The sequence below is a fragment of the Streptomyces sp. NPDC020489 genome (assembly GCF_044386545.1).
GTDB lineage: Bacteria > Actinomycetota > Actinomycetes > Streptomycetales > Streptomycetaceae > Streptomyces.
The window spans coordinates 50,141-70,971 of sequence record NZ_JBIRUZ010000003.1 but is presented as its reverse complement, the minus strand read 5'-3'; the positions used below and the strand labels follow the sequence as shown (position 1 = coordinate 70,971).

Sequence of the window (20,831 nt, the reverse complement as noted above, 5' to 3'; positions counted from 1 at the left end):
CGGGGGGGGGGGGGGGGGGGCGGGGGGGGGGGGGGCCGGGGGCGGGGGGGCGGGGGCGGGGGCGCGGGGGGGGGGGGGCGCCCCCGCGCCCCCCCCCCCCCCCCCCCCACGCCCCTCACTCCTCGCCGTCCCGCTCCTCGCTCTGCTTCGCCTTCGCATCGATCGCGGACAGCGACTTCCGGACCTGGTTGCGGTCCGTCGTGTACCAGAAGTCGGGGAGCGAGGCCTTCAGATAGCTCCCGTACCTGGCCGTCGCGAGCCGCTGATCCAGTACGGCGACCACACCCCGGTCCCCCGACGCCCGTACGAGACGACCGGCGCCCTGTGCCATGAGCAGCGCCGCGTGCGTCGCGGCGACGGCCATGAAGCCGTTGCCTCCGGCGTCCTCCACCGCCTTCTGCCGGGCGCTCATGAGCGGGTCGTCGGGGCGCGGGAACGGGATCTTGTCCATGACGACCAGCTGACAGCTGGGGCCCGGGACGTCGACGCCCTGCCAGAGCGACAGCGTGCCGAAGAGACAGGTCTTCGGGTCAGCGGCGAAGTTCTTGATCAACTCGCCGAGGGTCTCCTCGCCCTGGAGCAGGATGGGGAACTCGGGGATGCGGGAGCGGAGTTCCTCCGCCGCCAGCTGGGCGGCTCGCATCGAGGAGAACAGGCCCAGGGTGCGGCCGCCTGCCGCCTGGATCAGCTCCGTCAGCTCGTCGAGCATGTCCGCGCGATCGCCGTCCCGCGCGGGGCGCGAGAGGTGCTTGGCGACGTACAGGATGCCCTGCTTCGGGTAGTCGAAGGGCGAGCCGACGTCGATGCCCTTCCACTGCGGGAGGTCGTCTCCCTCGATGCCCTCGGCGGCGAGACCGAGCGAGGCGCCGACACCGTTGAAGTCGCCGCCCAGCTTCAGCGTCGCGGAGGTGAGGACGACGGAGCGGTCCGCGAAGAGCTTCTCCCGCAGCAGGCCGGACACCGACATGGGGGCGACGCGCAAGGAGGCGCCGAAGCGGTCGTGGCGCTCGTACCAGACGACGTCCCACTCGGAGCCGTTGGTGATCCGCTCCGCCACGTCATGCACGCTCTCGACGGAGGCCAGGGCCTGCTTGCGGACCGCGTCCTCGTCCTGGACGGACTTGTCACGGGTGGCACCCATCGCCGAGATGACATTGCGAGCGGCGTCGCGCAGCGCCATGAGGGCGTAACCGAGGTCCTCGGGGATCTCCTCCAGGCGACCCGGCAGAGCCAGCTCCATGAGCCGCTCGAAGCCCTCGGCTGCGGTCTGGAGCTGGTCGGCGATCTTCTCGTTGACGAGCTTCGCCGCACGGCGCACCGCGCGGTTGACCTGCCCCGGAGTGAGCTCGCCGGTGGCGACCCCGGTCACGCGGGAGACCAGCTCATGGGCCTCGTCGACGATCAGCACCTCGTGCTGCGGGAGAACCGGGGCGCCCTCGATGGCGTCGATGGCGAGCAGCGCGTGATTCGTCACGACGACCTCGGCGAGCTTGGCCCGCTCACGAGCCATCTCCGCGAAGCACTCGGCACCGTACGCGCACTTCGTGGCGCCCAGGCACTCGCGCGACGAGACCGACACCTGGGCCCAGGCCCGGTCGGAGACGCCCGGCGTGAGGTCGTCCCGGTCGCCGTTCTCCGTCTCGTCCGACCACTCACGCAGGCGCAGCAGGTCCTGGCCCAGCTTGCTCGTGGGCGCCGCGGCCTCGAACTGGTCGAAGAGACCCTCCTCCTCTTCCTGCGGCACGCCCTCATGGAGGCGGTGCAGGCACAGGTAGTTCGACCGGCCCTTGAGCATCGCGAACTCCGGGCGACGCCGCAGCAACGGGTGCAGCGCGTCCACCGTGCGCGGCAGGTCCCGCTCGACCAGCTGGCGCTGGAGGGCCAGGGTGGCCGTGGCGACGACGACTCTCTCCCCGTGGGCGAGCGCGGGCACGAGATAGCCCAGGGACTTTCCGGTGCCGGTGCCGGCCTGGACCAGCAGATGGGAGCCGTCGTCGATCGCCTCCGCGACGGCTTCGGCCATGGTCACCTGGCCGGGGCGCTCCGTGCCACCGACAGCGGCGACGGCGGCATGCAGGAGTTCGGGGAGTGAGGGCTTTGTCATAGCGCGACAACCCTACGGCCCACCACTGACAAACGAGAGGCCACGGGGGGACGAGGGACGGGATCAAGACCGGGGGCGGGTGGGGACGGGGATCGGGATGGTTCGCCTGGGACCGAGTTTGGACGGGTCGAGACCGGTCTCGGTCTGTTCGGGGGTGAGGTGGGTTGGGTTTGGGGTGTGAGGCGTCGGAGGTGGGCGGGATCGGTCGGTTTCGGACGGGGGTGGTCGGAGGGGGTGGGGGTGGGGGGGGTGTCGGGGCGGGGGTGCGAGGGCTGCGGGTGGGGGGCGGGGGTGCGAAGGCGGCTGCAGTGGGGGGTGGGGTGGGCGGTACCGGGGGTGAGGGCAGTGCGGCCTTTCCGGGCGGCGGGCGGGGCCCGGAACCTCCCGTCGTCGCGGCGATGTCGGTCGGCCGGAAAAAGTGTGGCCGGAGTGGGAACCGAGCCGGGACGGGCGGTGTACCAAAAGTGATGACAGTACGACGTTGCGTCACGCCAGGCGAGCCGGGCGGTCTCGGATCATGAGGGCGGCTCGCTTGTCGGGGAGGTCAATCTCGCCGGAGTGCCGGAAACCGGCGCGCAGGAAAGCGGAGACGGAAGGGGTGTTGTGGATGTCGGGTTCAGCGATGACCCGTGCGCAGGTGGGGCGTTTGTGGAGTGCGAGGTCGGCGACGGCTCTGAGCAGCGCGCTGCCGAGACCTCGTCCACAGTCTGCGGCCGTGCCGATGAGGAGGTGGATACCGGTGTCGTGCGGGCGAGCGGGATAGTGGCGGGCCAAGGGGTCGAGGTCGGCACGGTAGATCTCCCAGTAGCTCATCGGCGTGCCGTCCAGCACGCCGAGGCAGGGCACGCTTCGACCGTCCCCGTCGAGTTGGGCGCGGACGTGGCGCTCGGCAAGGCTTGGAGAGCCGGACAGGCCCCAGAACCGCGCGACGACCGGGTCGTTCATCCAGCGGCCGATGAGTGGAAGGTCCCGCTCGACGTGCACAGGGACGAGGTGGAAAACGCCCACGGGTGTGGTCACCGACCCCCAGTCGGCGACGCGGTCGAGGAGGTCGTCGCGGGTTCCGACGACCGGGTCGGACCCACCTGCACCGCGTCCGCCATGGCCATTAGAGCTGCCGTGGTCGGTCTCGCTTGCGATGAGTGCGAGGAACTCGTCGGGCAGGCGCAGCTCGAGGGTGTCCTCACTGTCCGTGGACCACGAGGCGTCACGGTCGATGTCGGCCGAGCCAGGGTCGAGGGGCGTGGGCCGGCCGGCCGCGCCGGGGCTGGTTTGGCCGCCGACATCAGGGGTGGGGGCGGTACCGGTGTCGGCAGTCGCGTCGGTGGGAGACACGGGGGCGTTCCTCTCAGAAGACGGGTCGGGGCATGTTCCTCAGGGACTCGGGAGGTTGAGGGATGCGGGAGGTTGAGGAGTGCGGGAGGTTGGCGGTGATCACTCACAAGGCGGGTCGATGGTGAGCTGCGCGCTCCCGGTGGTGATCACGAGAGCAGGGGGTTGGCGATGGTGACGTAGACGGACTGGGTGTCGACCGGGCCGACGAGTTCGTCGAGGCCGTGCAGTCGAGTGAGGAGGTTGGCCTTGCAACGAAGGACGGGTGAGTCGAGGAGGCGGGACGGCAGTGACGTGCGCAGTCGGGCGGGCCCGGAGGCGACCTCGCTCAGGAAGCGGCGGAAGGCGGCGAACAACAGGCGCTCGTCAGCAAGGCGCTGGGAGCCGAACGCTCCGATGAGACCGAGGACGTTGTTGATGCCGAGGTAGTACGCGAAGCGCTCGTCGGTGACGTCGTCGGAGACGAAGGTGTCGCTGTGCGCGCCGATTCCGGGGAGCCTGGCCTCGAGTTCCGCACGCCGGGACTCTCGGAAGTAGTAACCCTGGTTGTCCCGGTAGCGGCCGCCGATCGGCCAGCCGTCGCCGTCCAACTGAACCAGCGTGTTCTGCTGATGCGCCTCCAGGGCGATCCCTGCCTCAGCGTCGAACCACAGCACTGGACGGACGACCTGCTCCAGGTAACGCAGGAACCACTCCGCGGCGACGGCGCCCAAGGGCCGACCGGTCCGGGTGGCGAGGCGCGTGACGATCTCGGCGAGCCGGGAGCGCATGGCCGGCAGGTCAGCCGTGCCGACGTTCGAGGCGGTGCCCGTGCTGATGCCTGGAGCGGTGCCCGGATGCGCGAAGGGCCGGGGAGAAACAAGCCCGGCCACACAGGAGACGTCGTCCGTGGGGCGGAACGGGTTGTGCCGAATCATCACGTCCAGTCCGGGCACAGGGGTGCCGTCCGGCCCGTCGACAGCCAGCCAGGCCGGGTCGCGGACGATGTCGAATCCGGGGTGGATGGCTTGCCACTGCTCGACGAGGCCGCTGCGCAGAAGACGGTGGACCTCGACGCCGCGGTGGAGTTCCTTGCGGAGGTTTTCACGACGGGAGTTGGTGATGCGCAGGCCCAGCGAGAGCTTGAGCATGGCGGAGGCGCCGGAGCGGTACACCGTGCGGACGGAAGAGGTGGGGTGCCAGGGAGAGCCGTGCGCTCCCAGATCCCGGAGCAGCCCAGCGTCGAGCAGGGAGGCGACCACCGGGTGATGCCGGACCTCTCGTGACTGCCAAGGGTGCAGAGGCAGGGCCGCATAACCGTCGGGGAGGCGCGGCTCGGTGCCGAGGAGGCGAGCCGTGAGCCGTTCCGCCGGGACGGGACGCCCTCGCTCGGTCCAGGCCGAGTCGGTGGCGAGCACGGAAGGAGCAACAGCGAGCCAGTGCAGAGGGAAGGAGCCTCGCAACTCCGGTGAGTACAAGGGCGCTTCCGCCTCGGACAGCCCTTCACGACTCTTGGGCGCCGGGTGCAGGGAGTGGCCCAGCACCAGGGCCTGTTCGGCGGCGAGGAAGAGGTCCGGTGCGTCGGCAGGCCGCTTCCGTCGGTCGTCGATGAAGGTCATGGTTCGGCGTACGGAGTCGGCTACGCGGGCGACGAGGTCGGTGCCGTGGGTGGGGGTGACCTCGGGGGTGGTGGCTGTGTGAGTGGGGGCGGTGCCCGGCGTCTCGGCAGTGGCCCGCTCGGGAGCCGTGACCGACGTCGGGGCTACAGCCGGGATGCGGGCGGTCGTTGGCGTGGGAGCAGCCGCCGGACCGATGGGGGCCGTCGGTGTGACGGTGATGCTGCCCGCTTCCGGGGCTTCCCGGGTGAGCAGAGCAGCGAGGGTGACGCAGTCGAGGGGCGGGGACTGTTGGGGGGTGTCGGCCAGGCGGGGAGGCCCGAAGCGGTGCCATCCCGTCGGCGACCAGTAATGGACGGGGGTGAGCAGAGCGGTGCCGCTGGCGGGCAGAGGAATGCGCAGGGTGCCGTCGATGGGAGCGGGAAGGTCGGTCTCGCGCACCCAGCAGCGCAGCAGGTTCTCCACGGCTGCGGACTGGGCCGCGGTGTGCGGGTCCGGGTGGTCCCAGGGGTCTGCGGTCGCGCCACGCAGCCACTCGGCGTTCCGGCGGTTGCCCGGTGTGCGGGGCATGGCCTGCCCCGGAACCTGTCCTTGCTCTTGGCTGTCACCCGGGATGGAGGGCCTGTCCCGCAGCGGGCCGCGCCCCTGTTCCGGGACCCGTTCCTGAGGGCGGGGGCTCGTGGCGACGGTCGCACCGATCTGAGGCTCCTGGGAAGCCTCCGTGGAAGAGGCGCCTTGAGTGGGCGTGCTGGGGACGAGGCCGTCGGGGGCGGCGGGGGTGGAGTTCAAGGCTGTTCCTCGTGAGCGGGGTTCCGGGTCGTGGGAGTGGGGTGGGTCAGGTGGGAGGGGGTGGAGCGGAGGGTCTTGGTGTGCGGCGGTTCGGGGGATGGCGGTGCGTCGGTGAGCAAGGCCTCAGGTGAAGTCGGGTCAAGTGGAGGCGAGATGTGGTTCCCGGGCTGGAGCAATAGGTGGGGACTGACTCATGTGGCGCTGCGTGAAGGGGGGTTGCGTGGAGCGGCGCTGCATGGAGCGGCACTACGCGTGGGGCCCTTGAAGGCAGCCAGGTCACCGATCGACAGGTTGGCCCTCCCGTGGGGCACGATCGGCAGGCCGGTCACGTGTCTGGCCGGTTGCCTTCTTCGGACTGTGCGGAATCCGGACGCGGGGGATCTTGCCGCCAGCCATCGCCTCAACCGCCTCCACCGCCTCGGACAACCGTTCCAGCACCGCGTCCGCCTGCTCGTCGCTGATCGTCAGGGGTGGGAGCAGGCGTACGACGCTCGCGTGGACTCCACCGAGTTCGACGATGAGACCGCGTCGCAGGCACTCTCGCTGGACAGCAGCGGCGAGTTCGGGGGCGGCAGCACGGGTACCGGCGCCCACACCCCCACCCTCCCCTCTCTCGACGCCCGCCCTCCCGGCACCCGCGCCTCCAGCCCCCTCACACCGAAAGACACCGGCGCCACCGGGCGCACCCCCACCCGCACCCCCGCGGGGCGCACCCCCACCAGCGCTCCCGCCCCACAAGCGCGCACTCCTCACCAAGCCGCCTCCCCGCCCGTCCCCCACGGCCGGATCCACCAGCTCAACCCCCACCATCAACCCCCGCCCCCGCACAGCCCCCACGCACGCGAACCGCTCCCCCAGCTCCCGCAGCCGGGAAAGCATCCGCGCGCCCAGGAGCGCCGCACGCTCGGCAAGCCCGTTCTCGCGGACGTGGGCGAGTGTCGCCGTGCCCGCGGCCAGGGCGAGTTGGTTGCCGCGGAAATTGCCGGTGACAGGGGCGCCGGGTTCCCGGACGTCGAGGTCGTCGCGGTGGGCCAGCACGGACAGGGGCAGGCTGCCGCCGATGGCCTTGGAGAGGACCATCACGTCGGGGGTGACGCCACTGTGCTCCACCGCCCAGAAGACACCGGTGCGGCCGACGCCGGTATGAACCTCGTCGGCGATCAGGGGAACGGAACGGTCCGCCGTCAGTTGCCGCAAGCGCCGCATCCAGGCACCCGGCGCCGAAATCACCTCACCTTCTCCCTGGATGGGCTCCACCACCACCCCGGCAGGGATCGGAGCATCCGCCCCGGAGCCACCCACGAGGAGCTGCGTCCAAGGGCCGGCGAGTTCTTCCCCACTCGCGCCGCCCAAGCCGAGACCGACGCCACCACCCACCCCACAACCACAGCCGCCGGCACCCGCACAGGCACAAGCACCCTCACAACCACCGTCACCGCCCCACCACCCCCGCGGAAAACGCACCCCCATGACGTCCCCGTCGCCCACGCCCAAGCCCACGCCCCCGACGCCCACCACGCCCCGCCCGCCCCCGGTGAACGTGACGACGCCTCTGCGCCCGGTTGCCGCTCGGACGAGGTCCACGGCGGCCCGCATCGCGTCCGTGCCGCTCGGCCCGCAGAACCGCACGCGCGCGTGGTCGGCGAGGCCGGGCGGCAGGGTGCGGAGCAGCTCGGTGACGAAGGCGTCCTCGACGGGTGTCACGAGGTCCGGGGCGTGCAGGGGCGCGCCGGAGTCGAGGACCTTGCGGATGGCCTCCAGGACCGCGGGGTGGTTGTGCCCGAGGGCCAGGGTTCCCGCGCCGGAGAGACAGTCCAGGTAACGGCGGCCGTCCGCGCCCTCGATGGTGAGTCCGCGGGCCCGCACGGGCACGATCGGCAGGGCGCGCGCATAGGTGCGTGCCGCCGGCTCGCGTGCCGACTGTCGCCGGGGACTCCCCTCGGACACGCACCCGCCGTACGAAGTCTCGGCCACGTCACCCTGCCCTCCCGCCGCCGTCCGCGCCCAACGGCGAGCCGGAGTCGCAGCATGGGCGCAGGGGACCGCACACACCGCAGGCCCCCATGGCTACCAACCCCGGACGGTTCACCCGGTTACGGGTTGCCGCAAGATCCTTGCCGTGACGGAACCGTTGCCGTTCCGTGGGAAGTCCCCCGCAGCGAGCGCATAGTGTGTGTTGCCGTTCCAAGAGGCCGTGCGCACAGGAGATCGGCACCGGACGGCAAGAGCCGCCGGGGGGTTGATGTGGGATCACGGCCACGCACCGAGTTCGTTCACCCCAGGGGGAGTCAGATCATGCGATCCATACGGCCGTTGCCCACCGTCCGCCGGGAAGGGGGCGCGCGCCGCAGGACCTCCCCCGTGCTGGCCGCCGTGGCCCTCGCCTCCGCGCTCGCGCTCACCGCCACCGCGTGTGAGTCGGGCGACGCCGACGCCGACGCGCAGGCCTCCGCCACCGCCGCGTCCGAGGGCGACGGCAAGATCACGATCCCGGACGACATCAAGGACCGGCTCAAGGAGCACGGGATCGACGTCGACAAGTGGAGGGACGGGGCCTGGAAGGACTGGAGCAAGGACGACTGGCTCCGCGAGGCCGGGGACTACATCAACCCGATCATCGAGGGCTTGTGGGACGCGGACCGCATGCGGGAGGCCGAGGAGCCGGACCAGGAGGTCGACGACAGTGACCTCGACGGTGACCAGGGGGTGACCGACCCGGAGCCGGCGCCCGTGGACGCGAAGGCCGTGTCGCCTGCGTACCACGACAGTGTTCCCGAGGCGGGCAAGGTGTTCTTCGACTCCCCCGAAGGACAGATGGTCTGCTCGGCGACGGTCGTGCAGGACCCGGCGCACCCCGGCAAGTCCAACATGGTGTGGACGGCGGGCCACTGTGTCCACGCGGGCAAGAGCGGCGGCTGGTACCGCAACATCGCGTTCGTGCCCTCGTACAACGACAAGGCGCTGGCGACGTCCGAGTTGGAGAGTGCCACCAGGGAGCAAGTCGCGCCGTACGGCGTCTGGTGGGGTGACTGGGCGCAGACCTCGGACCAGTGGATCGAGCAGGGCGGGGCGACGGGCGGCGACGGTGCCTCGTACGACTTCGCGGTCATCCATGTGACGCCGGAGGAGGGCGGTTCGGGCAAGTCGCTGGAGGAGACGGTCGGTTCGGCCCTGCCGGTGGACTTCAAGGCTCCGGCGGCGACGAAGATCCAGAGCATGACGGCGACGGGGTACCCGGCGGCGGCGCCGTTCGACGGTCAGACGCTGTACCAGTGCCAGGACAAGCCGGGGCGGTTGTCGCTCAAGGTGTCGGACCCGACGATGTACCGCATCGGCTGCACGATGACGGGCGGTTCGTCCGGTGGCGGCTGGGTCGCGACGGGCTCGGACGGCAAGCCGGCGCTGGTGTCCAACACCTCGATCGGCCCGGTGTCGGCAGGCTGGCTGGCCGGACCGCGACTGGGTGAGGTGGCCAAGGGCGTGTACGACTCGGTCAGCAAGAAGTTCGCCGGCCAGTAGCGGCCCGGCATCGGAGAGGCGGGACGGCTCTCGGAAACCTTCACCGTCCCGCCGCCGTTCGCCCTCAACTCCACGGGCATAGTGGGGTGTCGCGTGACTCGGGGGGTTCACGCAGAGCGCGCACCCCCCGAATGACACGCCCATGACATCAGCGCGTGGTGACGTACTCGCGCGCAGTGAAACACCGATCGCTCCAACGGGGGTTACCGCACCATGCGTTCCACACGTACGCCCGCGACAGCGCGGCGTCGGCGCCGTACCGCTCTCGCCGCCACCGGCCTCGTCGCCGCCCTGGCGCTGACCACGACCGCCTGCGAAGGCTCGGACACGGCGAGCGACAAGCCTGCCGCCACCACCTCCCAGGCCGCCGACAGCGGCAACGACAAGATCCAGATCCCTGCCGACCTCGCCGGCAAGCTCAAGGAGCACGGCATCGACGTCGACAAGTGGAAGGACGGCGGCTGGCGGGACTGGGACCGGGACAAGTGGCTCAGTCAGGCCAAGGACTTCGTCAACCCGGTGATCGAGGGCCTCTGGAAGCCCGAGCGGATGAAATCCGCGAAGGAGGCCAACAAGACGTACTCGACGAAGGACGCGGCAGCCGCCCAGGGCGTCACCGACCCGGACCCGGCACCCGTCGAGGCCTCGGCCGAGAAGACGCCCTACCACCAGAACGCGGCGCCGGTCGGCAAGATCTTCTTCGACACTCCGGAGGGACATGCCGTCTGCTCGGGCACGGTCGTCAAGGACGTGAACCACCCGGGCAAGTCGAACCTGGTGTGGACGGCGGGCCACTGCGTGCACGCGGGCGACGGCGGCGGCTGGTACCGCAACATCATGTTCGTCCCGGCGTACAACGACTACGGCAAGTCCGAGGCGCAGCTCACCGACTCCAACCCCACCGAGATCGCTCCGTACGGCCAGTGGTGGGCGGACTGGGCCTCGACCTCGAACCAGTGGATCGCGGGCGGCTCGGAGACCGGTGGCGACGGGGCCGCGTACGACTACTCGGTGCTGCACGTGCAGCCGGAGTCGGGCGCCAAGTCGCTGGAGGAGACGGTCGGTGCCGCGCTGGACGTGGACTTCTCCGCCCCCTCCGCGACCGAGGTCGCCAAGATGGGCGCCTGGGGCTACCCGCAGGCGGCGCCGTACAACGGTCTGAAGATGTTCAAGTGCATCGACCAGCCGGGCCGGCTCTCGCTGAGCACGACGCTGCCGACGATGTACCGCATCGGCTGCACGATGACCGGCGGTTCGTCCGGCGGCGGCTGGTTCCGGGTGGTGGACGGCAGGACCAAGCTGGTCTCGAACACCTCGATCGGCCCGGCGGACAACACCTGGCTGGCGGGCCCGCAGCTGGGTCAGGAGGCCGAGGCGATCTACCAGAACATGAGCAAGACGTACGGCGGCAAGTGACCCGTACACGCCGGAAGGCCCGCCCCTCAGGACGAGGGGCGGGCCTTCTCGCTGTCCAGTGACGAACGGCGTTGTTGTGACGAACGGCTGTCCTGCGCCGAGCGAACAACTCAGCCGACCGGCATCAGCTCAGCAACCCGACACAGCCTCACGCCACCGGCGTAGAAGCTCAGGCGACCGACACCGGCTCCGGCACGTACGCCGCCAGTTCCGCCGCCAGCTCCTCGTGCACCCGCACCTTGAGCAGGGTGCCCTCCGGGGTGTGCTCCTCGGAGATCACCTCGCCCTCGTCGTGGGCGCGGGCGACGAGCTTGCCGAGCGTGTACGGCACGAGAGCCTCGATCTCGACCGAGGGCCTGGGCAGCTCGTTGTCGATGAGCGCGAGCAGTTCCTTGATGCCCCGGCCGGTACGGGCCGAGACCGCGATGGAGCGCTTCTCGATCCGCATCAGCCGCTGGAGCGTCAGCGGGTCCGCCGCGTCGGCCTTGTTGATCACGACGATCTCGGGCACGCCGGTGGCGCCGACGTCCCTGATCACCTCGCGCACGGCGGCCAACTGCTCCTCCGGGTTCGGGTGCGAGCCATCCACCACGTGCAGGATCAGGTCGGACTCGCCGACCTCCTCCATGGTGGAGCGGAACGCCTCGACCAGGTGGTGCGGCAGGTGGCGTACGAAGCCGACGGTGTCCGCCAGCGTGTACAGCCGGCCGCTCGGGGTCTCGGCCCGGCGCACGGTCGGGTCGAGGGTCGCGAACAGGGCGTTCTCGACCAGCACGCCCGCGCCGGTGAGGCGGTTGAGCAGCGAGGACTTGCCGGCGTTGGTGTAGCCCGCGATGGCCACGGACGGCACCTTGTTGCGCTTGCGCTCCTGGCGCTTGATCTCGCGGCCGGTCTTCATCTCCGCGATCTCCCGGCGCATCTTCGCCATCTTCTCGCGGATCCGGCGCCGGTCCGTCTCGATCTTGGTCTCACCGGGACCACGGGTGGCGAGGCCGCCGCCCTTGCCGCCGCCCATCTGCCGGGACAGCGACTGACCCCAGCCGCGCAGTCGCGGCAGCATGTACTGCATCTGCGCGAGCGCGACCTGCGCCTTGCCCTCTCGGGACTTGGCGTGCTGGGCGAAGATGTCCAGGATCAGGGCCGTACGGTCGATGACCTTGACCTTCACGACGTCTTCGAGGTGGATGAGCTGGCCGGGGCTGAGCTCACCGTCGCAGATCACGGTGTCGGCGCCGGTCTCCAGGACGATGTCCCGCAGCTCGGTGGCCTTGCCGGATCCGATGTAGGTGGCCGCGTCGGGCTTGTCGCGGCGCTGGATCACGCCGTCGAGCACCAGTGCGCCCGCGGTCTCCGCGAGGGCGGCGAGCTCCGCGAGGGAGTTCTCCGAGTCCTGCGCGGTCCCCGAGGTCCAGACGCCGACGAGCACGACCCGCTCCAGACGGAGCTGGCGGTACTCGACCTCGGTGACGTCCTCGAGTTCGGTGGAGAGGCCTGCCACACGGCGCAGGGCCGCGCGCTCGGAGCGGTCGAACTGGTCGCCGTCCCGCTCTCCGTCGATCTCGTGGCTCCAGGCGACGTCCTCTTCCATCAGGGCATCGGCCCGAAGACCTTCGGGGTGTGAGTGCGCGAAGCGCTGCGAGTCCTGGGAAGGGGAAGAAGAGGAGGTCATTGGGTCCTTACGTCGTTGGGGATCTTGATTCGGCGATCGTCACGGCGATGACCGCGATGGTCGGGCCGATCACTGTGCTCAACGCACGAGTACCCCGGGAGATTCCCGTGTCCCGTGCCGCCGACCCGAAGATGGTCGCACGGCACGGCCCGTCTCGTCATCGCCTTATTTCGCGGCGCCCCCGGCGGCCGCACCGACGGGTGCCTTCGCGGATGCCTTGGTGGCCGTCTTCGCGGATGCCTTGGCGGGCGTCTTAGTCGACGCCACCGACGTCCACCCCGGGTGCCCCGGCATCGGCGGCGTCTTCTCGCCGTAGAGCCAGCCCTGGAAGAATCCGCCCAGGTCGCGGTCGGAGATCTCCTCGGCGAGCGCGACGAAGTCGGCGGTCGTGGCGACCCCGTCCTCGTGGCGGCTCACCCAGGCCCGTTCCAGTTCCTCGAAGGCCGGGCGGCCGATTTCCTGGCGCAGGGCGTAGAGGACCAGCGCTGCGCCGTCGTACACGTTGGGGCGGAAGATGCTGATCTTCTGGCCGGCGTCGGGCTCCTTGGGCTCGGCCGGGGGGCCTCCCGCGGCGCGCCAGCGGTCGGAGGCGCCGTACGCGGCCTTCATCCGCGCCTCCATGGACTTGCCGGCCTTCTCGTCGGAGTACAGGGCCTCGTACCAGGTGGCGTGTCCCTCGTTGAGCCACAGGTCGGACCAGGTGCGGGGGCTGACGCTGTCGCCGAACCACTGGTGGGCCAGTTCGTGGACCATGATCGACTCGACGTACCACTTGGGGTAGGCGGGCTCGGTGAACAGGTCCCTCTCGAAGAGGGAGAGGGTCTGCGTCTCGAGTTCGAAGCCGGTGTCGGCGTCGGCCATGAGCAGGCCGTACGTCTCGAAGGGGTAGCGCCCGACCTTGCCCTCCAGCCAGCGGATCTGGTCCGGCGTCTTCGCCAGCCAGGGTTCGAGCGCCGCGCGGTGCTGGGTGGGCACCACGTCACGGACCGGCAGTCCGTGCGGTCCGGTGCGGTGCAGCACGGTGGAACGGCCGATGGAGACCTGTGCGAGCTCGGTCGCCATGGGGTGCTGGGTCCGGTACGTCCAGGTGGTCTGCCCGGCGACCCGGTCCACGCCGGTCGGCAGTCCGTTGGCGACGGCGGTGTACTCGTCGGGCGCGGTGACCCTGATGGTGAACATCGCCTTGTCGGAGGGGTGGTCGTTGCACGGGAAGACCAGGTGGGCGGCGTCGGCCTGGTTGGCCATGGCGAGGCCGTCCGTGGTCCGCACCCAGCCGCCGTCCCGGTTCCCGGCGGCCACGGGGTCGCTGGTGTGCCGCACGGTGATCCGCGTCCAGCTGCCGCCGGGCAGCGGCTCCTCGGGGGTGACCACCAGGTCCTCACCGGCGTCGGCGAAGGACGCCTGATCGCCGTCGACCTCCACGGACTCGACGGTGCCGTGCGCGAAGTCGAGGTTGACGCGGTCCAAGGAGGTCGTCGTCCAGGCGTCGATCGTGGTGACGGCCTTCAGCGGCTTGTTGTTGGAGCCGGGATAGGTGAAGGAGAGGTCGTACGACGCCACGTCGTACCCGGGGTTGCCCAGGTGCGGGAAGAGGCGGTCGCCGACGCCGAGCGGGGTGGCGGGGGCGCTTGCGGCGACGAGGCAGACGGACACGGCGGAGGCGAGCAGCGCGGCCGCCTTGAGCCGGCGCGGGCTCCTGGCGTGGGGGGTGAGCAGCATGCACCACCGCTACCAGTGCGCGCGTACCGCACGGCGACGACTCGCGCCCGGCCCACCCGAACGGGTAACGGCCTGGTGGGATGCGGGCGGGGACGCGCAAGTGTGTCCGGAGTGGCGCCGAGGGCGGAGCCGGGGGCACGGGCGCGCGTACCCGCCGCTCACGCGCTCGTCGTCTGCGCCCTGCTCACGTCGTACACCCCGGGGACGTTCCGCATGGCCCGCATGAGCGTGGGCAGCAGGGCCGCGTCCGGGAGTTCGACGGTGTAGGTGTGGCGGACCCGCTGCTGGCTGGGGGGTTCGACGGTCGCGGAGACGATCTCGGCGCCTTCGAGGGCCATGGCCTCGGTGAGGTCGGCGAGCAGATGGGGGCGGCCGAACGATTCGGCGAAGAGCGTGACCCGGCAGCCGGCGGTCTCGCCCCAGCGCACGGCGACCTCCGCGCGCCCCGCCTCTGTCATGCGCGCCACCGCCGGGCACTCGACCCGGTGCACGGTGACCACTCCCCCGCGCACCGCGAATCCGGTGATGTCGTCGGGCGGTACGGGGGTGCAACAGCCGGCGAGCCGTACGGTGGCGCCCGGTGGGTCGACGAGGACGTCGGCGCCGCCCGGGCGCAGGGCCGGGGCGTCCGCGGCCGGCGTCTCGGCGGTCGCGCGCGGGGCGACCTCGCGCTCCGCGGGCGCGTCGGCCTCCTGCGGCTCCTCGGGCGAGGGATGGGTCGCGATCCAGCGTTGGATGGCGATCCGGGCGGCGGGTGTGTGCGCGTGCTCCAGCCACTCCCTGGAGGGCTCGGAGGCCGGGTCCTGGCCCATGAGGAGCTGGACGGTGTCGCCGTCCCGCAGAACGGTGCTCAGCGTCGCCAGCCGGCCGTTCACGCGGGCGCCGATGCACGCGTGCGCGTCCTCGCCGTACTGCGCGTAGGCGGCGTCCACACAGGTCGCGCCCTCGGGCAGGCCCAGGGTCCCGCCGTCGGGCCGGAACACGGTGATCTCGCGGTCCTGGGCGAGGTCCTCGCGGAGTGTGGACCAGAACGTGTCCGGGTCGGGCGCGGCCTCCTGCCAGTCGAGGAGGCGGGACAGCCAGCCGGGACGAGTCGGGTCCTCGCGCTCGCCGTCCAGGGGCTCCTCCGCAGGGGGCGCGTAGGGGTTGCGGAGCGCGACGACGCCGGCCTCGGCGACCTTGTGCATCTGGTGGGTGCGGATGAGGACCTCGGCGACCTGGCCGTCCCCGCGTGCGACCGCGGTGTGCAGCGACTGGTAGAGGTTGAACTTCGGTACGGCGATGAAGTCCTTGAACTCCGAGACGACGGGCGTCATGCAGGTGTGGAGCTCGCCGAGGACGCCGTAGCAGTCGGCGTCCTCGTTGACCAGGACCAGCAGTCGGCCGAAGTCGACGCCGCGCAGCTGGCCGCGCTTGCGGGCGACGCGGTGCACGGAGACGAAGTGCCGTGGCCGGATGACGACTTCGGCCGGGATGCCGGCGTCGCGCAGCACGCCGCGCACCTCGTCGGCGATCTCGGCGAGGGGGTCGTCCGCGCGGGAGGCGTTGTCGACGATCAACTCCCGCGTGTGCTCGTACTCCTCGGGGTGCAGGATCGCGAAGACCAGGTCTTCCAGTTCGGTCTTGAGCGCCTGCACGCCGAGCCGTTCGGCGAGCGGGATGAGGACGTCGCGGGTGACCTTGGCGATGCGTTCCTGTTTCTCGGGGCGCATCACGCCGAGGGTGCGCATGTTGTGCAGCCGGTCGGCGAGTTTGATCGACATCACGCGGACGTCGTTGCCGGTGGCGACGAGCATCTTGCGGAAGGTCTCCGGCTCGGCGGCGGCGCCGTAGTCGACCTTCTCCAGCTTCGTGACGCCGTCGACGAGGAAACGCACCTCCTCGCCGAACTGCTCCCTGACCTGATCGAGCGTCACCTCGGTGTCCTCCACGGTGTCGTGGAGCAGTGAGGCGGTCAAGGTCGTGGTCTCGGCGCCGAGTTCGGCGAGGATCAGGGTCACGGCGAGCGGGTGCGTGATGTACGGCTCGCCGCTCTTGCGCATCTGGCCGCGGTGCGAGGACTCGGCGAGGACGTAGGCGCGGCGCAGCGGTTCCAGGTCGGCGTCGGGGTGGTGGGCGCGGTGGGCCTCCGCGACATGGCCGATGGCGTCGGGCATCCGGTCGCGCGCGGTCGGGCCGAGCAGGGCGGCGCGGCCCAGACGGCGCAGGTCGATCCGCGCCCGCCAGCGGGCCGCGGGTCCCGTTACCGGACCTGGGGTCGCGGGGTTCGTGGCCTCCGCACTCATGGGCACCTCCGGCTGCGTCAACCGGCGGACGGGGTGCCCCAGGGCGGACACGGCTCAGGGGATGGCATCAATCCCCCGTCCGGGCCGGTGCTTGATGCTACCGAGCCCACCACGTGCGGCTGACCGCCTCTCGTCGAGCGTGAAACGGATCACCCATTCGAGCGACGGTTTCCAGGTTTACGGTTTCGCGCCAGCTGACCTGCGGTTGTCCGTCGTTTCACACCGTTCCGGATGCCCGGAGCTGCGGATCCGAGCGCCTAATACCACCGAGCCCGTCGATTTACACGGTCAGCGGGCCGCGGTTTCCAGCCATTCCGCGGCGATCGTGCCCTCGGCCACGATCACGGCGGGGCCGGTCATCTCGATCTCGCCGTCGGGCCGCTCGGTGATCACGAGGGTGCCGCCGGGCACGTCGACGGTGTACGTCACCGGGGTCCCGGTCACGGCCGGGTCCGCGCCGTCCCTGCGGGCGGTGGCCACGGCGACCGCGCACGCGCCCGTGCCGCACGACCGGGTCTCACCGGAGCCGCGCTCGTGCACGCGCAGGGCGACGTGCCGGGGGCCGCGGTCCACGACGAACTCCACGTTGACCCCGTCGGGGTAGGCGGCGGCCGGGCTGAAGGGCGGCGGGGAGTACAGGGTGCCCGCGTGGGCGAGGTGGTCCACGAAGGCCACGGCGTGCGGGTTGCCCATGTTCACGTTCCGCGCGGGCCAGCTGCGCTCGCCGACGCTGACGGTGACCTCGCCCTCGGGCAGGCGGGCCTTGCCCATGCCGACGGTGACGTCCCCGTTCTTGGCGAGGTGCACGGACTTCACGCCCCCGCGCGTGGCGATCGCCAGGTCGCCCTCGGTGACATGTCCGGCGTGCTGGAGGTAGCGCGCGAAGACCCGGACGCCGTTGCCGCACATCTCCGCGATCGAGCCGTCGCCGTTGCGGTAGTCCATGAACCACTCCGCCTCGGCCGCCAGGTGCCGGGCCTCGGGGTGCGCGGCGGACCGCACGACGTGCAGGACGCCGTCGGCGCCGATGCCCGCGCGGCGGTCGCACAGGGCGGCCACGGCGGCCGGGGACAGGTCTACGGCGTTCTCGGGGTCCGGGACGATCACGAAGTCGTTCTCGGTGCCGTGACCCTTGAGGAAGGCGATCCGCGTGCTCATCCCTCGATCGTACGGGGTGGGTACGACACCGGGTCACGGACCGTCGCACGGCGTCCGTACGCGCGCGTGGCCGTACGTCGTGCCACGCGCGTACAGGTCAGCGCAGGCGGGCCACGCGGAGGACGGCCAGCGCTGTCACCGCGGCCACGACCACGGCGTACAACAGCACCACACGCCAGTCCGGGCGCCGCCCGGAGCCCCGCTGCGGCCAGCCGGGCCACGTGTAACCGACGCGACGGGCGGCCATCATGCCCCAGCCGGCCGCACACGAGCAGATCAGCAGACCGAGCATGGCGATCACGGCCCCGCTGTCGCCGAAGTCGAAGGCGAGCGGGAAGGCGAACATCAGGGAGCCGACCGCGGCCAGGGAGACGATGGGCGCCAGCTGCCAGATGCGCATCCGGCGCTGCGGACGCAGCTCGACCTCGACCTCCGGGCCGCCCGGGAACATCTCCTCGGGCTCGGGGCCGTCGGCTGTGACGCCGTCCGGCGTCTCGTCGGGCCCGTCGGGGCTCAGACGGTCCTCGTCCTGCTCCGGTTCACCGCTGTCAGCGGTGAGGGGCTCGGTGCCGTGTGCGGTGTCGCGAGGGCCGGCCTCCATCGCCACGCGCCCTCCCAACTCGGACTTCACTTGGTCGATCGAAGCTCGATGATGGCACGGCGCCGGATGCCGGGATGACGGCCGGGGCGTCCCGATGCCAGGACGTGATCAGGCTGTAACCGGTCGTTCGACCAACGCCAGTGCGAGCTGCGGAAGTTCTGTGACATCCGCCGCAGCCCCACTCAACCAGTGCACCCGCGGATCGCGCCTGAACCATGAATCCTGGCGGCGCGCGAAGCGCTTGGTGGCACGGACGGTCTCCTCCCGCGCCTCCTCGAGCGTGCACTCCCCGGCGAGCGCCGCGAGCACCTGCTGGTACCCGAGCGCACGCGAGGCCGTACGCCCCTCGCGCAACCCGTGCGCCTCGAGCTCCCGTACCTCGTCGACCAGGCCCGCGTCCCACATCCGGTCGACCCGGCGCGCGATGCGCTCGTCGAGCTCGGGGCGCGCGACGTCGACGCCGATCTGGAGGGTGTCGTAGACCGAGTCGTGGCCGGGGAGGTTGGCGGTGAAGGGCCGGCCGGTGATCTCGATGACTTCGAGCGCCCGGACGATCCGACGGCCGTTGCTGGGCAGGATCGCCCGGCCGGCCTCGGGGTCGGCGGCGGCCAGGCGGGCATGCAGCGCGCCGGAGCCGCGGAGCGTGAGCTCCTCCTCGAGTCGGGCCCTGACGTCGGGATCGGTGCCGGGGAACTCGAGGTTGTCGACGGCGCCGCGGACGTACAGGCCGGAGCCGCCGACCAGGATCGGCCAGCGTCCCTCGGCGAGCAGCGCGTCGATCCGCTCGCGTGCGAGCCGTTGGTACTCGGCGACGGAGGCGGTGACGGTCACGTCCCAGATGTCCAGCAGATGGTGCGGGACGCCGTCGCGCTCCTCGGGCGTCAGCTTGGCGGTGCCGATGTCCATCCCTCGGTAGAGCTGCATGGAGTCGGCGTTGACGACCTCGCCGCCGAGACGTCGGGCCAGGAAGACTCCCAGATCGGACTTTCCGGCCGCGGTCGGTCCGACGACGGCGATGACGCGGGGGGCGGGGGGTGCGCTGCTCACCGCCCCAGTCTCGCAAACGTCAGGGTGTGGCCTCGAACGAGTTACGTGACGGCACGCGCGCGGTGTCGTTGGCTGTTGCGTGGTTTTCGCCGCCGGTTTCTAGAGGCGGCACCCGGGGTGGCGCAAACGGACGCACCGGGCAAGGCGGGTTTTCCCCGCACGAGTACCGTATGGAGTGGATATGGGTGTTTTCGCACGACTTCTTCGGAGGTCGAAGGCTACGGAGGAGACGTCGACCACCGAGGCGGGAGCCGCCCCACTGACGGCCGAGCCCGAGGTGGCGGAGGCGGCAGCGGCGAAGGAGCCGGCCGGGACGGAGCCCCAGGCCGCGTCCGAGGCCGGGAAGCCGGCCGAGCCGACGGCCACGGAGTCCGTCGAGTCCGGTGCCGCCGAGAACGTCGACATCCCCAAGCAGCAGTCCGCCGAAGAGGCGGCCGACCGTGACGCCGGCGACAGCGCCCGCACGTAACTGCCCCCGCGTGGGAAGGTGAACGATGGGTCTCCTGGACAATCTGAAAGCCAAGCTCAGCCCGGCCAAGGGCAAGGTCTCCGGCCTCGCGCAGCAGCACGGGGACAAGATCCAGCACGGTCTCGACAAGGCCGCGAAGGTGGTCGACGAGAAGACCAAGGGCAAGTACAGCGGCAAGATCCAGACGGGCACGGGCAAGGCCAAGGACGCCATGGACCGACTCGCGCACAAGGACGACGGCATGGGCGGCGGCCCCACCACGCCCCCGTCCGCACCGCCGCCCGCTTCCTGAACGGCATATCGACGGACGGCCGCGGGGGTTCGGACCTCCCGGCCGTCCGCCGTTTCCCGACCCGTCAGGACCAGGCCGCGACCAGGTACCCCACGCCGTAGGGCGCGTCGTCGTACAGCAGCCGGCCGTCGAGGCCCGCACCCTCGGCCGCGCCCGCGAGGACCTGCCAGGGAGCCCGCCCGGACGCCTTGAGCTCGTACGCCAGCTCGGCGTCCAGCGCTTGGAGGGCCGCCAGGTCCGCCGCCCCCAGCGCACGCGCGACCTCCTCGTCGAAGGGCGCCGCCCGCTCATCCAGGTAGCCCGGTGCCTTGAGCGTGCGGCAGGCGCTGGCGTCGCCCATGACCAGCAGCGCCACGCGCTCGGCCCGCGCGGCGATGTCCCTCCCGGCCTGGATACACCGCTCGGCGGCCAGCGGTTCCCCCACGCCGAGTCCCTCGATCGGGGCACCCGACCAGCCGACGCGTTCCAGCAGCCACGCGGCCACGGCGAGCGCGAGCGGCAGGGCGCGCGCGGACGCCTCGCCCCGGTCCTCGTCCGGTCGCCCGTCCTGGTCAGCGCCCGGTCGCCCGTCCCGGTCCGCGCCCAGTCGTACGTCGAGGTCGACACCGAAGCCCCGGAAGGAGCCGCGCGTCCCCTCCGCGTGCGTGCCCCGACCGTCCTTCTCGGCGGGGCCGATCACCACGAGCAGGTCCGGCCGGGCGGCGGCGAGCACACCGAGGGCGTCGGCGCACGCGGCCCGCGCGGAGTCCAGCTCGGGCGCGGCACCCGCGGCGACCTCGGGCACGAGGAGTGGCGGACATGGGCAGACGGCGGCGGCGACCAGCATGATCGGCAGC

At 71.4% G+C, this 20,831-nt stretch carries 15 protein-coding genes; 4 read left to right on the top strand and 11 right to left on the bottom strand.

All coding sequences use genetic code 11. The features are described 5' to 3' along the window. Nucleotides 1–115: 115 nt before the first annotated feature. The 4 genes from ACH41F_RS07495 to ACH41F_RS07480 all read right to left on the bottom strand — a co-directional run bounded on the left by ACH41F_RS07495 (nt 116) and on the right by ACH41F_RS07480 (nt 7,794). Nucleotides 116–2,104: a helicase C-terminal domain-containing protein gene (locus tag ACH41F_RS07495; protein WP_391243758.1), complete on the bottom strand. Its 1,989-nt coding sequence runs from the start codon at nt 2,102–2,104 to the stop codon at nt 116–118. Between the two features lie 486 nt (nt 2,105–2,590). Then, nucleotides 2,591–3,439, bottom strand: coding sequence for a GNAT family N-acetyltransferase (locus ACH41F_RS07490; RefSeq protein ID WP_398833736.1), 849 nt, complete (start codon nt 3,437–3,439; stop codon nt 2,591–2,593). Nucleotides 3,440–3,585: 146 nt separating this feature from the next. Beyond that, nucleotides 3,586–5,601: an IucA/IucC family protein gene (locus ACH41F_RS07485; protein ID WP_398833734.1), complete on the bottom strand. Its 2,016-nt coding sequence runs from the start codon at nt 5,599–5,601 to the stop codon at nt 3,586–3,588. Between the two features lie 495 nt (nt 5,602–6,096). Continuing rightward, nucleotides 6,097–7,794, bottom strand: coding sequence for an aminotransferase class III-fold pyridoxal phosphate-dependent enzyme (locus ACH41F_RS07480; protein WP_398833732.1), 1,698 nt, complete (start codon nt 7,792–7,794; stop codon nt 6,097–6,099). 321 nt (nt 7,795–8,115) lie between these two features. Here ACH41F_RS07480 and ACH41F_RS07475 point away from each other — a divergent pair, with 321 nt between their 5' ends. Further along, nucleotides 8,116–9,339, top strand: a complete 1,224-nt coding sequence (locus ACH41F_RS07475; protein WP_391243769.1) for a trypsin-like serine peptidase — start codon at nt 8,116–8,118, stop codon at nt 9,337–9,339. 213 nt (nt 9,340–9,552) lie between these two features. Continuing rightward, nucleotides 9,553–10,755, top strand: coding sequence for a trypsin-like serine peptidase (locus ACH41F_RS07470; RefSeq protein ID WP_398833730.1), 1,203 nt, complete (start codon nt 9,553–9,555; stop codon nt 10,753–10,755). A gap of 169 nt (nt 10,756–10,924) precedes the next feature. On the opposite strand, the gene hflX is transcribed toward ACH41F_RS07470, so the two are convergent. The 6 genes from hflX to miaA form a co-directional block, all read right to left on the bottom strand. Then, complete coding sequence (gene hflX / locus ACH41F_RS07465) at nt 10,925–12,424, bottom strand: GTPase HflX (RefSeq protein ID WP_391243776.1); 1,500 nt, start codon at nt 12,422–12,424, stop codon at nt 10,925–10,927. 165 nt (nt 12,425–12,589) lie between these two features. Further along, a complete protein-coding gene (locus tag ACH41F_RS07460) occupies nt 12,590–14,143 on the bottom strand; it encodes a M1 family metallopeptidase (RefSeq protein WP_398833727.1) in 1,554 nt (517 codons plus the stop codon). A gap of 158 nt (nt 14,144–14,301) precedes the next feature. Beyond that, on the bottom strand, nt 14,302–16,428 hold the full coding sequence (locus tag ACH41F_RS07455) for an HD domain-containing protein (protein WP_391243782.1): 2,127 nt from the start codon (nt 16,426–16,428) through the stop codon (nt 14,302–14,304). Between the two features lie 288 nt (nt 16,429–16,716). Beyond that, the gene (dapF, locus tag ACH41F_RS07450; RefSeq protein WP_398833725.1) at nt 16,717–17,586 is read right to left on the bottom strand and encodes a diaminopimelate epimerase; all 870 of its coding nucleotides are present in this window, start codon (nt 17,584–17,586) and stop codon (nt 16,717–16,719) included. Between the two features lie 97 nt (nt 17,587–17,683). Further along, nucleotides 17,684–18,187: a hypothetical protein gene (locus ACH41F_RS07445; protein ID WP_391243911.1), complete on the bottom strand. Its 504-nt coding sequence runs from the start codon at nt 18,185–18,187 to the stop codon at nt 17,684–17,686. A gap of 108 nt (nt 18,188–18,295) precedes the next feature. Continuing rightward, a complete protein-coding gene (gene miaA, locus ACH41F_RS07440) occupies nt 18,296–19,234 on the bottom strand; it encodes a tRNA (adenosine(37)-N6)-dimethylallyltransferase MiaA (RefSeq protein WP_391243789.1) in 939 nt (312 codons plus the stop codon). Nucleotides 19,235–19,415: 181 nt separating this feature from the next. Here miaA and ACH41F_RS07435 point away from each other — a divergent pair, with 181 nt between their 5' ends. Continuing rightward, on the top strand, nt 19,416–19,703 hold the full coding sequence (locus ACH41F_RS07435; RefSeq protein WP_398833722.1) for a hypothetical protein: 288 nt from the start codon (nt 19,416–19,418) through the stop codon (nt 19,701–19,703). A gap of 25 nt (nt 19,704–19,728) precedes the next feature. Then, nucleotides 19,729–19,995, top strand: coding sequence for an antitoxin (locus tag ACH41F_RS07430; RefSeq protein WP_398833720.1), 267 nt, complete (start codon nt 19,729–19,731; stop codon nt 19,993–19,995). A 64-nt stretch (nt 19,996–20,059) separates the two neighbouring features. Here ACH41F_RS07430 and ACH41F_RS07425 read toward each other — a convergent pair whose 3' ends face one another. Further along, nucleotides 20,060–20,821 (bottom strand): class III extradiol dioxygenase subunit B-like domain-containing protein, encoded by a 762-nt coding sequence (locus ACH41F_RS07425; RefSeq protein WP_398833719.1) that lies wholly within the window; start codon nt 20,819–20,821, stop codon nt 20,060–20,062. Nucleotides 20,822–20,831: the final 10 nt, after the last annotated feature.

Excerpts from the sequence above, each read along its gene's own strand:
- ACH41F_RS07495 (WP_391243758.1), bottom strand. The coding sequence starts at position 2,104 with ATGACAAAGCCCTCACTCCCCGAACTCCTGCATGCCGCCGTCGCCGCT.
- ACH41F_RS07485 (WP_398833734.1), bottom strand. The coding sequence starts at position 5,601 with ATGCCCCGCACACCGGGCAACCGCCGGAACGCCGAGTGGCTGCGTGGC.
- ACH41F_RS07475 (WP_391243769.1), top strand. The coding sequence starts at position 8,116 with ATGCGATCCATACGGCCGTTGCCCACCGTCCGCCGGGAAGGGGGCGCG.
- ACH41F_RS07470 (WP_398833730.1), top strand. The coding sequence starts at position 9,553 with ATGCGTTCCACACGTACGCCCGCGACAGCGCGGCGTCGGCGCCGTACC.
- hflX (WP_391243776.1), bottom strand. The coding sequence starts at position 12,424 with ATGACCTCCTCTTCTTCCCCTTCCCAGGACTCGCAGCGCTTCGCGCAC.
- ACH41F_RS07460 (WP_398833727.1), bottom strand. The coding sequence starts at position 14,143 with ATGCTGCTCACCCCCCACGCCAGGAGCCCGCGCCGGCTCAAGGCGGCC.
- ACH41F_RS07455 (WP_391243782.1), bottom strand. The coding sequence starts at position 16,428 with ATGAGTGCGGAGGCCACGAACCCCGCGACCCCAGGTCCGGTAACGGGA.
- dapF (WP_398833725.1), bottom strand. The coding sequence starts at position 17,586 with ATGAGCACGCGGATCGCCTTCCTCAAGGGTCACGGCACCGAGAACGAC.
- ACH41F_RS07445 (WP_391243911.1), bottom strand. The coding sequence starts at position 18,187 with ATGGAGGCCGGCCCTCGCGACACCGCACACGGCACCGAGCCCCTCACC.
- ACH41F_RS07435 (WP_398833722.1), top strand. The coding sequence starts at position 19,416 with ATGGGTGTTTTCGCACGACTTCTTCGGAGGTCGAAGGCTACGGAGGAG.
- ACH41F_RS07430 (WP_398833720.1), top strand. The coding sequence starts at position 19,729 with ATGGGTCTCCTGGACAATCTGAAAGCCAAGCTCAGCCCGGCCAAGGGC.
- ACH41F_RS07425 (WP_398833719.1), bottom strand. The coding sequence starts at position 20,821 with ATGCTGGTCGCCGCCGCCGTCTGCCCATGTCCGCCACTCCTCGTGCCC.